Source organism: Novosphingobium sp., from assembly GCF_041905565.1.
Taxonomy (GTDB): domain Bacteria; phylum Pseudomonadota; class Alphaproteobacteria; order Sphingomonadales; family Sphingomonadaceae; genus Novosphingobium.
The window spans coordinates 20,791-34,913 of the sequence record NZ_JAYRKX010000004.1 but is presented as its reverse complement, the minus strand read 5'-3'; the positions used below and the strand labels follow the sequence as shown (position 1 = coordinate 34,913).

Annotated in this window: 14 protein-coding genes; 7 read left to right on the top strand and 7 right to left on the bottom strand. The window is 67.8% G+C overall.

Annotated features, from left to right (window positions below):
* The 3 genes from cofE to cofC are packed head-to-tail and all read left to right on the top strand — an operon-like array spanning window position 1 to window position 2,281.
* Window positions 1–780, top strand: coding sequence for a coenzyme F420-0:L-glutamate ligase (gene cofE, locus ACE3N9_RS04635; RefSeq protein ID WP_374281326.1), 780 nt, complete (start codon window positions 1–3; stop codon window positions 778–780).
* Window positions 777–1,709 (top strand): 2-phospho-L-lactate transferase, encoded by a 933-nt coding sequence (gene cofD, locus ACE3N9_RS04630; protein ID WP_374281324.1) that lies wholly within the window; start codon window positions 777–779, stop codon window positions 1,707–1,709. Before cofE ends, cofD begins: the two co-directional genes overlap by 4 nt.
* A complete protein-coding gene (gene cofC, locus ACE3N9_RS04625) occupies window positions 1,706–2,281 on the top strand; it encodes a 2-phospho-L-lactate guanylyltransferase (RefSeq protein ID WP_374281322.1) in 576 nt (191 codons plus the stop codon). The genes cofD and cofC overlap by 4 nt, the downstream gene beginning before the upstream one ends.
* On the opposite strand, the gene ACE3N9_RS04620 is transcribed toward cofC, so the two are convergent.
* The 5 genes from ACE3N9_RS04620 to ACE3N9_RS04600 all read right to left on the bottom strand — a co-directional run bounded on the left by ACE3N9_RS04620 (window position 2,268) and on the right by ACE3N9_RS04600 (window position 6,917).
* Window positions 2,268–3,494 (bottom strand): CaiB/BaiF CoA transferase family protein, encoded by a 1,227-nt coding sequence (locus tag ACE3N9_RS04620; protein WP_374281597.1) that lies wholly within the window; start codon window positions 3,492–3,494, stop codon window positions 2,268–2,270. The two genes, cofC and ACE3N9_RS04620, sit on opposite strands and share 14 nt — an antisense overlap.
* A gap of 43 nt (window positions 3,495–3,537) precedes the next feature.
* Window positions 3,538–3,921 (bottom strand): cytochrome c family protein, encoded by a 384-nt coding sequence (locus ACE3N9_RS04615; protein WP_374281320.1) that lies wholly within the window; start codon window positions 3,919–3,921, stop codon window positions 3,538–3,540.
* Window positions 3,922–3,986: 65 nt separating this feature from the next.
* On the bottom strand, window positions 3,987–5,006 hold the full coding sequence (locus ACE3N9_RS04610; protein WP_374281595.1) for an NADP-dependent oxidoreductase: 1,020 nt from the start codon (window positions 5,004–5,006) through the stop codon (window positions 3,987–3,989).
* Between the two features lie 5 nt (window positions 5,007–5,011).
* A complete protein-coding gene (locus tag ACE3N9_RS04605; RefSeq protein WP_374281318.1) occupies window positions 5,012–6,169 on the bottom strand; it encodes an acyl-CoA dehydrogenase family protein in 1,158 nt (385 codons plus the stop codon).
* Window position 6,170: 1 nt separating this feature from the next.
* A complete protein-coding gene (locus ACE3N9_RS04600; protein WP_374281316.1) occupies window positions 6,171–6,917 on the bottom strand; it encodes an IclR family transcriptional regulator in 747 nt (248 codons plus the stop codon).
* Between the two features lie 166 nt (window positions 6,918–7,083).
* Between ACE3N9_RS04600 and ACE3N9_RS04595 the strand changes: the two genes are divergently transcribed.
* Entirely contained in the window at window positions 7,084–8,403 is a 1,320-nt protein-coding gene (locus tag ACE3N9_RS04595) for a sugar MFS transporter (protein WP_374281314.1), read from the top strand.
* A gap of 114 nt (window positions 8,404–8,517) precedes the next feature.
* On the opposite strand, the gene ACE3N9_RS04590 is transcribed toward ACE3N9_RS04595, so the two are convergent.
* Both ACE3N9_RS04590 and ACE3N9_RS04585 read right to left on the bottom strand, forming a co-directional pair.
* Complete coding sequence (locus ACE3N9_RS04590; protein WP_374281312.1) at window positions 8,518–9,078, bottom strand: YqgE/AlgH family protein; 561 nt, start codon at window positions 9,076–9,078, stop codon at window positions 8,518–8,520.
* 188 nt (window positions 9,079–9,266) lie between these two features.
* Window positions 9,267–10,751 carry an AMP-binding protein gene (locus ACE3N9_RS04585; RefSeq protein ID WP_374281310.1) on the bottom strand — a complete coding sequence of 495 codons (1,485 nt, stop codon included), beginning with the start codon at window positions 10,749–10,751 and terminating at the stop codon, window positions 9,267–9,269.
* Between the two features lie 168 nt (window positions 10,752–10,919).
* Between ACE3N9_RS04585 and ACE3N9_RS04580 the strand changes: the two genes are divergently transcribed.
* From ACE3N9_RS04580 to ACE3N9_RS04570, 3 genes are read left to right on the top strand one after another with little or no spacing between them, the layout of a single operon-like run.
* Window positions 10,920–12,434, top strand: coding sequence for an aldehyde dehydrogenase family protein (locus ACE3N9_RS04580; RefSeq protein ID WP_374281308.1), 1,515 nt, complete (start codon window positions 10,920–10,922; stop codon window positions 12,432–12,434).
* A gap of 57 nt (window positions 12,435–12,491) precedes the next feature.
* Window positions 12,492–13,364, top strand: coding sequence for an amidohydrolase family protein (locus tag ACE3N9_RS04575; RefSeq protein WP_374281306.1), 873 nt, complete (start codon window positions 12,492–12,494; stop codon window positions 13,362–13,364).
* 4 nt (window positions 13,365–13,368) lie between these two features.
* A complete protein-coding gene (locus ACE3N9_RS04570) occupies window positions 13,369–14,115 on the top strand; it encodes an SDR family NAD(P)-dependent oxidoreductase (RefSeq protein ID WP_374281304.1) in 747 nt (248 codons plus the stop codon).
* Window positions 14,116–14,123 lie beyond the last annotated feature (8 nt).

Sequence of the window (14,123 nt, the reverse complement as noted above, 5' to 3'; positions counted from 1 at the left end):
GTGACCGGGTTCAGTTACTCCATCACCGCGCTGCCAGGCGTTCCGGCGGTCCGGCCGGGCGACGACCTGGCGCGCGTAGCGCTGGACGCCATGCAGGCGGGCCGCTTGGCCTTTGCCGACGGCGATGTGCTGGTGCTGGCCCAGAAGGTCGTCTCCAAGGCCGAAGGGCGGCAGGTTGCCCTGGCCGATGTCACTCCGGGGCCGCGCGCCCTGGAACTGGCGGCTGAAACCGGCAAGGACGCACGGCTGGTCGAACTGATCCTGTCCGAAGCGCAGGAGGTGCTGCGCACCCGCCCGAACCTGATCATCGTGCGCCACCGGCTGGGGCTGGTGCTGGCCAATGCCGGGATCGACCAGTCGAACGTTGGCACGGGGACGGGCTATGGCCAGGGCGCGCAGGCGCTGCTGCTGCCGCTCGATCCCGATGCCAGCGCGGCGCGGCTGCGCGATGCCCTCCAAGCCGCCACCAGCAAGCACATTGCCGTGCTGGTGATCGACAGTCTGGGCCGCGCCTGGCGGATGGGCACGGCCGGCACCGCAATCGGCGTGGCGGGGACACCCGCCCTGCTCGACCTGCGCGGGCGGCCCGACCTGAACGGACGCCAGCTCGAATCGAGCGAACTGGGCCTGGCCGACGAAGTGGCCGCCGCCGCCTCGCTCGCCATGGGCCAGGCTGGCGAAGGCCGCCCCCTGGTGCTGGTGCGCGGCCTGCCGGCGATGGGCCAGCCCGGCACGGCAGCCGACCTGATCCGGCCCTTGCAGATGGACCTGTTCCGGTGATCCTGGCCTTGGCAGGCGGCGTCGGCGGGGCGCGGCTGGCCAATGGGCTGGCCCATGTGCTGCCTGCGGGGGAACTCACCGTGGCGGTCAACGTCGGCGATGATTTCACCCACCTTGGTCTGCCGATCTGCCCGGACATCGACACGGTCACCTATACCCTGGCGGGCCGCAACAACCGTGAGCTCGGCTGGGGCGTCAACGGCGAAAGCTGGGCCTTCATGGACGAGCTCAAGGCGCTGGGCGGGCCGGACTGGTTCAACCTGGGCGACCGGGACCTGGCCAAGCATGCGCTGCGCGGTGAATGGCTGAGGCAGGGCTGGACCCTTTCGCAGGTCACCGCCGAACTGGCCCGGCGGCAAGGCATCCCCCACGCGATCGTGCCGATGAGCGACGATCCGGTCCGATCGATGGTCCTGACCGACGAGGGCGAGCTGCCGTTCCAGGACTATTTCGTGCGCCGCCGCTGCGAACCGCGCTTCGTCTCGATCCGCTTTGCCGGGGCGGAACAGGCACGCATCAGCCCCGGACTGGCCGCCGCACTGGCTGATCCCGCACTGGAAGCAGTGGTGGTCTGCCCGTCGAACCCGGTGCTGAGCATCGGGCCGTTCCTGGCCGTGGCGGAGATTGCCGCCGCGCTGCGCGCCCGGCGGGTGCCGTGCGTGGCCGTGTCCCCGTTCATAGGCGGCGAGGCCGTGAAAGGCCCGGCAGCAAAGATCATGCGCGAGCTGGGCGAGGAGCCGGGCGCGGCCAGCCTGGTCGGGCACTATGCCGGAATCGTCGATGCCGTGCTGTGCGACCATGCCGATCCCGCCGCCGGGCAGACCCTGGACGGCATCGCATTCCACGCCGCCGATACGCTGATGCGCGACGATGCGGGCCAGCAGCGGCTGGGGCGCGAAGTGCTGGCGCTGGCGCGGGGGCTGGCGTGAACGTGCGGATCGTCGTGCCGATGCGCCCGCTGCTTGAGGCCAAGTCGCGGCTGGGCGCGGCCCTGGCCCCGCAGGCCCGCGCCGCACTGGCACTGGGCATGTTCCGGCACGTGCTGGACGTGGCGCAGCGCTTTGCCCCGACCCATGTGGTCAGCCGCGATCCGGCGCTGCTGGCCATCGCCGCGCAGCCGCTGCGCGAGGCCGGACAGGGCCTCAACCCCGCGCTGGAACAGGCTGCGGCGCAGCTCGATGGCACCGGGCCCGTGCTGGCGCTCAGCGCCGACCTCCCGCTGCTTTCGGCAGATGACTTACAGGCAATGACCGCCCTGCTGGACGGGGCGGACGTGGTGGCCGCGCCGGACCGCGCCGGGACCGGCACCAATGCCTTGCTGCTCGCCCGGCCGGGCCTGATTGCCTATGCCTTTGGCGAAGGCAGCCTGGCCGCCCACCGCGCGGCGGCAGCGGCCAGCGGCCTGCGCTTTGCCCTGTGCGAGCGGGCGGGCCTCGCCACCGATATCGATCGGCCCGAGGACCTCGCCCTGCTGCCGCCCGGCCTGCTCAGCGCTGCCTGACCGCGCCGCATTCCTCCAGCGCCGCCAGTTCATCGCCGTCAAGCGCCAGCCAGTCGCCCAGCACTTCGCGGGTCTGCTCGCCCACCTTGGGCGGCTGATAGCGATAGTCCGCCGGGGTGGCGGACAGCTTGCCGGGGAACGCGACTGTCGGGATTTCCACCCCGTCGTCGCGGACGAAGCGGTGGACCGTCTGGCGCGCTTCGATGAACGGATCGGTGAACACGTCCTTGATCGAGTTGACCGGACCGGCCGGGACGCCAACCGCCACCAGCCGTTCAATCAGCGGATCGCGCAGCTCTGGGGCGGCGATGTCGCGGACGATCTGCTCGATCTCCTCGCGGTTGATCAGGCGGTTGCGCGACAGCTTGAACTTGGGATCCTCGGCCAGTTCGGGCCGTCCCATCTCGTGGCAGAAGGCGCGGAACTGCCCGTCGTTGCCAATCGCGATGATCAGCACGCCATCGGCGCAGGGGAAGGTGGTGTAAGGCACCACGGTGGGATGGCGGTTGCCCATCCGCCCCGGCACCGTGCCATCGACCAGATAGGTCGAACCCTGGTTGGCGAGCATCGCGATTTGCGTGTCGAGCAGCGACACGTCGATCTGCTGGCCTTCGCCGGTGCGTTCGGCATGGCGCAGCGCCATCAGGATCGAGATAGTCGCCATGTTGCCGGTCGACAGGTCGGCCATGGCCACGCCCGCGCGCAGCGGTCCGCCGCCTTCCTCGCCGGTGATTGACATGAAGCCGCCCATGCCCTGGGCGACGAAGTCATAGCCCGGCCGGTCGGCATAGGGGCCGGTCTGGCCGAACCCGGTGATCGAGCAATAGACCAGCTTCGGATTGATCGCCTTCAGGCTGGCGTAATCCAGCCCGTACTTCTTCAGACCGCCAACCTTGAAGTTCTCGACCACGATGTCGGCTTCGGCGGCAAGCTTGCGGATCAGCGCCTGCCCTTCGGGCTTGGTCATGTCGATTGCGATTGACCGCTTGTTGCGGTTGCAGCACAGGTAATAGGCGCTTTCCTGCGGATCGTCGCTGCCATCGGGCAGCTTCAGGAACGGCGGACCCCAGCCGCGCGTGTCATCGCCCTTGCCGGGCAGTTCCACCTTGATCACGTCGGCACCGAAATCGGCCAGCATCTGCGTGGCCCACGGCCCGGCCAGAACGCGCGACAGATCGAGCACCTTGACGCCTTCAAGCGCGCGGGGCGACACCCCATTGGAATTGGTCACTGCACTTGCCCCCTGTTCGCGCCGGTCACTTCGCGGCCTGCTGGAGATAGGCGATCAGGTTCGCCCGGTCTTGCGGATTGGCCATCGGCGCCATGGCCATCTTGTTGCCCGGCACATAGGTCGTCGGCGCCGCCAGATAGGCGCTGAGCGTGGCGGCATTCCACGTCACGGCCTTCTTCTTCATCGCCGGCGAGTAGGCATAGCCGGCCGCGGTGCCAGCCTTGCGCCCGATCACGCCTTTCAGGCTGGGGCCGATGCGGTTGGCGCCGGTGTTGAGGTCGTGGCACACCGCGCAGCGCGCGAACACGGCCTTGCCCTTGACCGGATCGGCGGCGGGGCCAGCGGCCAGCGCGGCCGCGCCGCCCAGCGACAGGATCAGGGCGGCAGGAACAATCAGCGACAGTTTCATCTTCGGCTACTCCAGGAAATCCGTGATCCTATGGACGGCGCATGCTTTCTGCAGGCTGACCGGGGTCAGCCCAGCCGCACCAGTGTGCGCCCCAGGTTGCGGCCATCGAACAGGCCAAGGAAGGCGGACAGGGCCTGGTCGATCCCGTCATAGACGGTCTCGCTGGCCTTGAGCAGGCCGGCCTTGTGCCAGGCGGTCATGTCCGCGACCAGGTGCTGGTCGAGGTCGTGGTGATCGAAGGCGATGAATCCTTCCATACGGATGCGCTTGCCCATGATCAGCGTCAGGTTGCGCGGCGGGCTGACGTGCCCGGCGGCGTTGTACTGGCTGATCATCCCGCAGATCGCGAAGCGCGCGAAAGGATTGGCCAGCGCCAGCGCGGCGTGGAGGTGATCGCCCCCGACATTGTCGAAATAGAGGTCGATCCCCTTGGCTCCGATCGCCTTGACCTCGCGCGCCAGGGCCTTGGTCAGGTTGGGTTCGGCCTTGTAGTCGATCACCCCGTCCAGCCCCAGCTCGTCCCGCAGGTAGGCCGCCTTGTGCGCGCCACCAGCCGAACCGATCACCTTGTGGCCCTTAAGCTTGGCGATCTGGCAGACCAGCGAGCCGACCCCGCCCGAAGCGGCGGAGACGAACACCACGTCGCCCGGCTTGAGCCCGCCGACCCGCAGCAGCCCGGCATAGGCCGTCAGCCCGGTCATGCCGGCAAAGCCAAGGTAGGCCTGCGGCGGCAGGGCGCTGCCATCGCGCTTCTGCAGGGCGCTGCCCGGCGCGTTGAACGCCTCGCGCCAGCCCAGGCGGTGGAACACCAGGTCGCCAGGCGCAAAGGCGGGATCGTTCGATGCCACCACTTCGCCCACCGCCGGGCCTTCCATCGCCGCGTCCAGCACGAAGGGCGGGACATAGCTGGGGGCATCGTCCATCCGCCCGCGCATCGCGGGATCGACCGCCATGAACAGGTTGCGGACCTGCACCTCGCCCTCGCCCGGCGCGCCCACTTCGGTCACCGCCAGGGCGAAGTCCTCGGGCACGGGGGTGCCCTGCGGGCGGCGGACGAGGCGGACTTCGCGCGACTGCATCGGCAGGTTCCTCAGAAGCTCTTGGGCAGGTCGAGCACGTGGGTGGCCACGTGGCTGAGGATCAGGTTGGTGCTGATCGGGGCGACCTGGTACAGGCGGGTTTCGCGGAACTTGCGCTCCACGTCATATTCCTCGGCAAAGCCGAACCCGCCATGGGTCTGGATGCACATGTCGGCGGCGAACCAGCTGGCTTCGGAAGCGACCAGCTTGGCCATGTTGGCCTCGGTCCCGCAGTTGATCCCGGCTTCGAACTTGGCGGCGGCATCGGCCACCACCAGTTCGGCGGCAGTGGCCTGGACATAGGCCCGCGCGATCGGGAACTGCACCCCCTGGTTCGAGCCGATCGCCCGTCCGAACACGTTGCGGTCCCGGGCATAGGCGCTGGCGCGGTCGATGAAGAACTTCGCATCGCCGATGCATTCCGAGGCGATCAGGATGCGTTCGGCGTTCATCCCCGACAGGATGTAGCGGAAGCCCTTGCCTTCTTCGCCGATCAGGTTTTCGACCGGCACCTTGAGGTCATCGAAGAACAGCTCGGTCGTGGCGTGGTTCAGCATGGTGCGGATCGGGCGGATGGTCAGGCCGTTGCCGACCGCTTCACGCATGTCGACCAGCAGGACGCTCATCCCGTCCGAACTCTTGGCGCATTCCTCGCGCGGGGTGGTGCGGCACAGCAGCACCATCAGGTCGGAATGTTCGGCCCGGCTGATCCAGATCTTCTGCCCGCTGACGACATAGTGATCGCCCTCGCGGCGGGCGAAAGTGCGGATCCGGGTGGTGTCGGTGCCCGCGCCCGGTTCGGTCACGCCGAAGGCCTGGAGCCGCAGCGAACCATCGGCTACGCCGGGCAGGTACTTGGCCTTCTGTTCGGCGTTGCCGTGCTTGAGCACGGTGCCCATGGTGTACATCTGCGCGTGACAGGCCCCGCCGTTGCAGCCCGAACGGTGGATTTCCTCAAGGATCGCGGTCGCCGCGCCCAGGCCCAGACCCGAACCGCCGAATTCCTCCGGGATCAGGACCGAGAGGAAACCGGCTTCGGTCAGCGCGCGGACGAATTCGGTGGGATAGGTCCGCTCGCGGTCAAGCGCCTGCCAGTAGGTCCCCGGGAAGTCGGCACACAGCTTGCGCACAGCTTCGCGGATTTCGGGGAACGTTTCCTCAGTCGACATGTCAGGACCTTTCGTCGGATTGGCCGATTGCCCGGGCCAGCGCGGTCAGCGCCTGCCCCAGCGTGCGCACGCCATCGGCGTCGCGCGAACCGGCAAAGGTGGAAGCGGAAAGACAGAAGGCGAGCGGATCGCCCGGCACCGCGCAGGCGACCGAGCAGACCCCGGCATGGGCAAAGCCATCGTCCAGCGCATAACCGCTGGAGCGCGCCGCGCCGATCTGCATCGCATAGGCGGCGTAATCCAGCGAGCGCTGCCAGCGCAGCGCGGCAAAACGGCGCGCCAGTTCGGCATCGTCCACGCACTGCGCCGCGGACAAGGCCCGGCCGGTGCTGCCCGCGCCAAGCGGCTGGCGCTGGCCCACGGCCATGTGGATCCGGGTGGCCGATTCGCTTTCGCCCAGCGCGACCAGCTCCAGCCGTTCGCGCGGTTCGATATGCCACAGGCCGACTGTGGCATCGTGCTGTTCGGCAAAACGGGTGAGCAGCGGCTGTGCTCGGGCGACCAGCTGCGCGGTTTCGCCGCGCATCAGTGCGCCAAGTTCGGCCCAGCCCGGGGCAAGGCGATAGCGCTTGCCGCTTTCCGCCTCGAGCGCGCCTTCGGCCACCAGGGTGCGCAGCAGGTTAAGGCAGCTTGACACCGACAGCCCTGTGGCGCGCGCCACGTCGGACAGGGTCTGCGCGTGCCCGTCCCGCGCCAGCAGGCGCAGGATGGCAAAGGCCTGGGATACGGAGCGCACGGGTCCGGTCATGCCGCATTCCTATTTTTCAGAATGATGAATTGCAATCCCCAATATTGAAAAATAATTGGAAGCGCTTCCAATGCTGGAAATTCCGTTATACGTATGCACGTGGACAAGGCAGCCCGGCCCGGCAACAAGGCTGCACAAACAGATCAAGCGGGGGTTGAGAGAGGCTATGGCAGCACCGATCACGGGTGGACAGGGCGTTGCGGGCGGCAATGCCGGAGGATCGCAGGCGCGCACCGTGCTGCTGCTGGCCTTCGCGGTATTTTTCATCCTTGGCGGGGTGACCAACATCAACGACCTGCTGGTCGGCAAGTTCAGGCCGATGTTCCAGTTGAGCCATGCCGAGGCGAACCTGGTGCAGATGGCGTTCTTCATTGCCTATGCGCTGTGCTCGATCCCGGCCGGGATCGTGATGAGCAAGCTGGGCTATATCCGCACTTTCGTGCTGGGCTTCCTGATGGTGGCCAGCGCGGCGCTGCTGTTCATTCCGGCGTCCAACGCGGCCTCGTTCGGCGGGTTCCTGGCGGCGCTGTTCTTCATCGGCGCGGGGATCACCGTGCTGCAGGTGGCGATGAACCCGGTGATCACCACGCTGGGCCCGGTCGAAACCTCGCACAGCCGGCTGACCTTTGCCCAGGCCTTCAATTCCATCGGGGTGACGCTGATGGTCTATGGCGGGGCGAGCGTGCTGCTGGGCGATGCCAAGCCGATCGACGCGGCCAGCGCCACGGCTGAACAGCTCCAGGCCTACCGCGTCGAACAGGGCGCTTCGATCGGCCATGCGTACATGTGGCTGGCGGTGGTGATGCTGGGCATCGCCGCGCTGTTCTGGCTGTTCCGTTCGGCGCTGGACGGGGCCAAGGCGCAGGAAACCAAGGTCGCGGGCACCTGGGACCTGTTCACCGGCAACCGCCGGGTCCAGCTGGGTGCGCTCTGCATCTTCACCTATGTCGGCGCGGAAGTGGCGATCGGCAGCAACCTGATCGCCTACCTGGGCGATGGCGGAGTGATGGGGCTGGGGCTGGAACAGGCCGGCAAGCTGGTCGCGTTCTACTGGGGCGGGGCGATGATCGGGCGGCTGGTCGGCGGCTTCGTGCTGCGCCTGTTCCGCCCGGGCCGCGTGCTGACCGCCTATGCCGCCGCCGCGATCGGCCTGATCTCACTGTCAGCCGCCAGCACCGGGGCCATGGCGGGCTGGGCGCTGATCCTGGTCGGCTTCTGCAATTCGCTGATGTTCCCGACCATCTTCAGCCTCGGCACCGAAGGGCTGGGCGAGCGCACCCCGCAGGGTTCGGGTATCCTGTGCACGGCCATCGTCGGCGGGGCGCTGGTGCCCTACCTGTTCGGCACGGTGGCCGACGTGACCGGCAACATCCGCACGGCGCTGCTGGTCCCGGCGGTGTGCTATGCGATTATCGCCGCGTTCGGCCTGTGGGCGGTGCGCAATCCGAGCAAGGACGCGGGCAGCGAAGGGCCGGTGTTCGAGTAGGAACCAGCCGTCACCCCGGACTTGATCCGGGGTCCAGCTGCCTTGGGCGGCGCGGCAATCGGGAAGAAGCTGGATCCCGGGTCAAGCCCGGGATGACGAGAGTTGTGAAGCGGTCTACGCCCGCCCGGTCTGGCTGGCGAGCAGCGCCGGGTCGATCCCCTCGCCCAGCCAGGCTGATTTCCAGCGCGCGGTGACGGGGGTGTCGAACAGCACCTCGGGATTGCCCCGGGCGGCGAACCAGCCGTGCTGGCGCATTTCGCCATCGAGCTGCCCCGCACCCCACCCGGCATAGCCCAGCGCGACGATCCAGCGGCTCGGCCCCTCGCCCGCCGCGATCGCTTTCAGCACTTCCAGTGAGGCCGACAGGCAGCCCAGTTCCCCGGCCTCGATCGTGCCCGGCCCGGTCCAGTCGGGCGAATGCAGCACGAAGCCGCGCTGCGGCTCCACCGGGCCGCCATCGTGGATCACGCAGTCGGGCGCCTGGCCCGGTGCGATCCCGACATCTTCGAGCAATTCGTGCAGACGCAGCCCATGGCGGATCTTGCCCACCGCCACCCCCAGCGCGCCTTGCGCATCGTGGACATAGAGCGCGACCACCGCGTGTTCGAAGCGCGGATCGCCCATTCCGGGCATGGCAAGCAGCAGCCTGCCGGCAAGGTATTCGGCCTGGGTCATGGCAGCTGGCTAACACGGGCCTGCGAGTCGGGCGAAGGGGCGTTGCAGCGACCTTCGTCGCCCCGCTTATCCCGCCACTACGTCACCCCGGGCTTGACCCGGGGTCCAGCTTCCTCGCCAGCGGTCCGTTCGCAAAAGGCAGCTGGCCCCCGGATCAAGTCCGGGGTGACGACCTTAGCGTGGGCGGCCTAGTCCCGCGGCAGCAGGTGCTTCTGGACCTTGCCCGATGCGGTGCGCGGGATCGCGTCGGTCAGCACCACGCTGGCGGGCACCTTGAACTTGGCGAGCCGCGCCGCGCAGTGGGCGATGACCTGTTCCTCGCTCAGCGCCATACCCTCGCGCACGATCACGAAAGCGCGGCCCACTTCGCCCCAGCGTTCGCTGGGCACGCCGATCACCGCCACTTCGGCGATTTCCGGCAGTTCCGCCAGCACCGCCTCGACCTCGGCCGGATAGACGTTTTCGCCGCCCGAGATGTACATGTCCTTCTTGCGGTCGACGAGATAGTAGAACCCGTCCACATCCATCAGCGCGGCGTCCCCGGTCTTGAACCAGTCGCCTTCGAACGCCTTGGCGGTCAGTTCCGGCTGGTTCCAGTAGCCTTTGGTGACGCTGGGGCCGCGAATCCACAGTTCGCCCGTCTCGCCCTGCGGCACGTCACCCCCTTCGTCATCGACGATCCGGGTTTCGACCGTCAGCAGCGGCTGGCCGCACGATCCCGCCTTTTCGATCAGCCGTTCGACGTCCAGCACCGGCATGGCGAAGTTGGAACAGGTCTCGCTCATCCCGAAGCCGTCGGAAAAGCGGATTCCGGCGCGGGCAAAGCGTTCGACCTGCGCCTTGGGATTGGGCGCGCCGCCGGTGACATACAGCTTCAGCCCCTGAAGCTTCTCCGGCGTGAAATCCGGATGCTGCCAGATCGTCGTCGCCATCTGCGGGACCGAGAAATAGTGGGTGATGCCAAGCTCGCGGTCGGCCATGCGGGCAATGGTCTTGTCCGGCACGAAGCCCGGGCTGATCCACACCGCGCCGCCGGTCTGCACCGGCACGCGCACTGCGGCGAACAGCCCGGCGGTGTGGAACATCGGCATGTCGCACAAGAACACGCTTTCATAGGAAACCAGGCTGCCGAGCGCGAAATTGGTTGCCCCCCAGAACGCGTTCGCCTCGCTGATCATCACCCCCTTGGGCCGCCCGCTGGTGCCGCTGGTGTAGAGCAGGGTTGAAGGCAGCTCCCAGTCGCGCCGCGCCTCCGCCGGGGCGCGCGCCCCCGCCTGCCCCAGGCTTTCCAGATCGGCCAGCAGCAGCCGCTCGGCCGGGCAATCGGGCACGGTGAATTCCGCGTCGTGGAACACCAGGCTCGGCTCTGCATCCTGCATCAACGCGGCGATTTCCGCCGTGGCCAGCCGCCAGTTATAGGGCACGAACACCGCGCCCGCGCGCACGCAGGCCAGTTGCAGCACCAGCATGTTGGGGTGGTTGCGGGTCAGCGTGGCGACGCGCGCGCCGCTCGCCGCGCCCAGCCGGTCGACCAGCCAGGCCGCCGCGCGATCAATCGCCGCGTCGAGCTGCGCCCACGACCAGCGCCGCCCGCTTTCGGTGCAACCCACCGCCAGCCGGTGCGGCATCGACTTTGCATAGGTGCGAACGGAATCGACCAGGACAGCAGACATCGGCACAATGCTCCCAAAAGCTGATTCCCGACATAGCCGGAATATTGCTATGGTCAATAACAATACCACGCGCGACGCCCCTTGCGCCGCGCCGGATATTTTGTAAGTCTTACCTACTAATTCGAATCCGGGCAACGCAACCGGAAATGCCTGTGGAGAGCATGCACCATGAATGACATGACCACGATCGACCGCACCCAGCGCCCCTATTCCGCCGCTGCCCAGGCCGCGCTGGGGCGCAAACCCGCGCTGTTCATCAACAACGAATGGGTTTCCTCCAGCCACGGCGCGCTGATCGAGGTCGAAGATCCCTCGTCGGGCAAGATCGTGTCCCACGTGGTCGATGCCAGCGACCGCGACGTGGACCGCGCGGTTGCCGCCGCGCGCGCCGCGTTTGACGATGGCCGCTGGTCCGGCCTGCCGCCGATGGTGCGCGAACGGACCATGCAGCGCCTCGCCGACCTGCTTGAAGCCCATGCGGACGAATTTGCCGAGCTGGAAGCGATCGACAACGGCAAGCCCAAGGGCATGGCCGGCGCGGTCGACGTGCCGGGCGCCATCGCCCACATCCGGTTCATGGCCGGCTGGGCGAGCAAGATCAACGGCGAGGTAATCCAGCCCTATTCGATCCCCGATGGCGCCTTCTTCGGCTATACCCGGAAGGAACCGGTCGGTGTCTGCGCGCAGATCGTGCCGTGGAACTTCCCGCTGCTGATGGCCTGCCTGAAGATCGCCCCGGCGCTGGCGGCGGGCTGCACGATTGTGCTGAAGCCCGCCGAACAGACCAGCCTGACCGCGCTGCGCCTGGCCGATTTCATTGCCGAAGCGGGCTTTCCGGCGGGCGTGGTCAACGTCATCACCGGCAACGGCCACACTGCCGGGGACCGCATGGTCAAGCATCCGGACGTCGACAAGATCGCCTTCACCGGATCGACGGAAATCGGCAAGCTGATCAACCGCAACGCCACCGCCAGCCTCAAGCGGGTGACGCTGGAACTGGGCGGCAAGTCGCCCGTGGTGGTCATGCCCGATGTCGATGTGGCCCAGGCCGCGCCGGGCGCGGCAGGCGCGATCTGGTTCAATTCGGGCCAGGTCTGCGTGGCGGGTTCGCGCCTTTACGCGCACCGCTCGATCTTCGACCAGGTGATCGAAGGCGTCGCGGCGCAGGCCCCGTTCTGGGCCCCGCGCGCCAGCCTTGATCCCGAAGGCCACGCCGGCCCGCTGATCAGCAAGGAACAGTTCGACCGGGTGATGGGCTATATCGAAGCCGGCAAGCGCGACGGCGCTAGCGTGGCAATTGGCGGCGATGCCCCGGCGGTGGACGGCGGCTATTACGTCAACCCCACGGTGCTGGTCGACGTGAACCCGCAGATGAGCGTGATGCGCGAGGAAATCTTCGGCCCGGTCGTGGTCGCCCAGCGCTTCGACGACATCGACGAAGTGGCCAAGGCCGCCAACGACACCTGCTATGGCCTGGGCGCGGGCGTCTGGACCAAGGACGTCGCGACGATGCACAGGCTGGCGTCCAAGATCAAAGCCGGGACCGTGTGGGGCAACTGCCACGCGGTGATCGATACCGCGCTGCCGTTCGGCGGTTACAAGGAATCGGGCCTGGGCCGCGAACAGGGCCGCCAGGGGATCGAAGCCTACCTCGAAACCAAGACCGTCATTCTCCAGCTGTAATGCCCGTCCGGCCGCGCCGCCACCGGCGCGCGCGGCCGCCGGCAAGAAGGAACTGCAATGCCCATCGACCTGTCCAAGATCAAAGCCATCGACGTCCACGTCCACGCCGAGGTGTCGTGCCACGATCCCGAAGACCCGGTGATGGGCCAGTTCTTCGATGCCGCCAGCGCCTATTTCAAGGCGCCGCGCGAACGGCCCAAGATGCCCGAGATTGCCGAGATCTACCGCGAACAGCAGATCGCCTTCTGCATGTTCACGGTGGACTGCGAAAGCGGGATCGGCGCCAAGCGCGTGTCGAACTACGAGGTCGCGGAATTTGCCGCCAGGCATGACGACATCTGCATCCCCTTCGCCAGCATCGACCCGCACAAGGGCAAGCTGGGCGCGCGCGAGGCGCGGGACCTGATCGAGAACTGCGGGGTCAGGGGCTTCAAGTTCCACCACATCATGCAGAACATCGAACCCGCCGCGCAGGTGGGTTACGCGATCTATGAAGTGATCAACGAATACAAGCTGCCGGCGATCTTCCACACCGGCCATTCCGGCATGGGCACCGGGATGCGCGGCGGCGGCGGGGTACGGCTGAAGTATGGCCAGCCGATGCTGGTCGATGACGTTGCGGTCGATTTCCCCGACATGAAGATCATCCTGGCCCATCCCAGCTGGCCGTGGGTCGATGAAAGCCTGTCGATGGCGCTGCACAAGGACAACGTGTTCATCGACCTGTCGGGCTGGAGCCCGAAGTATTTCCAGCCGCAGATCATCCAGTATGCCAACACGCAGCTGCGGAAGAAGATGCTGTTCGGCAGCGATTTCCCGCTGATCCACCCGCAAAAGTGGCTGGATGCGGCGCGGCAGGTTGGCTTCAAGGAAGAAGTCCTGCCCGGCATCATGAAGGACAACGCCGCCCGGCTGCTGGGCCTGGCCTGAGCGAATGGGCTTCACCGGCCGCCACATCGCCATCACCGGCGCGTCGACCGGGATCGGCCTGGCCGCCGCGCGGCGGATCGCGGCGCTGGGCGGGCGGGTGACACTGATCGCGCGGCGCGCGGCGCTGCTGGAAGCGGCCTGCGTCGAGATTGGCGACATGGCGCGCTGGGCGGCGGCGGACGTGGGCGACAAGGCGCAGCTGCTCGCCGCGCTGGACAGCGCCGAAGCGCAGCACGGGCCGATCGACGGCCTGTTCCTGAATGCGGGAACGGGCGGCAGCTTTGCCCCCGTGGCGGACTATGCCGATGACGTGCTCGACATGGTCATGGCAGTCAACCTCAAGTCCGCGCTGTGGGCGATCCAGCGGGTCCTGCCGGGGATGAGCGCGCGCGGGCGCGGGGCGATCCTGGTGACCGGCAGCCTGGCGAGCGAGCGCGGCATGGCGGGCAATGTCGGCTATGTCGCCAGCAAGCACGCCGTGCTGGGGCTGGCCCGCGCGGTCGCGCTGGAAGCCGCGCCCAGCGGCGTGCGCTGCAACTGCGTGATCCCCGGCTTCATCGAAACCCCGATGCTGGGGCAACTGCCGCCGGGTGCCCTGGCGCAGATGGCTGCCGCCACCCCGCAGGGCCGCACCGGCACCGCCGACGAGCTGGCCAATGTCGCCGCCTTCCTGCTGTCGGACGCGGCCAGCCATGTCACCGGACAGACGCTGGCAGTGGACGGCGGGGTACTCGGCACGCTCAGGATCTGAAGGACGCA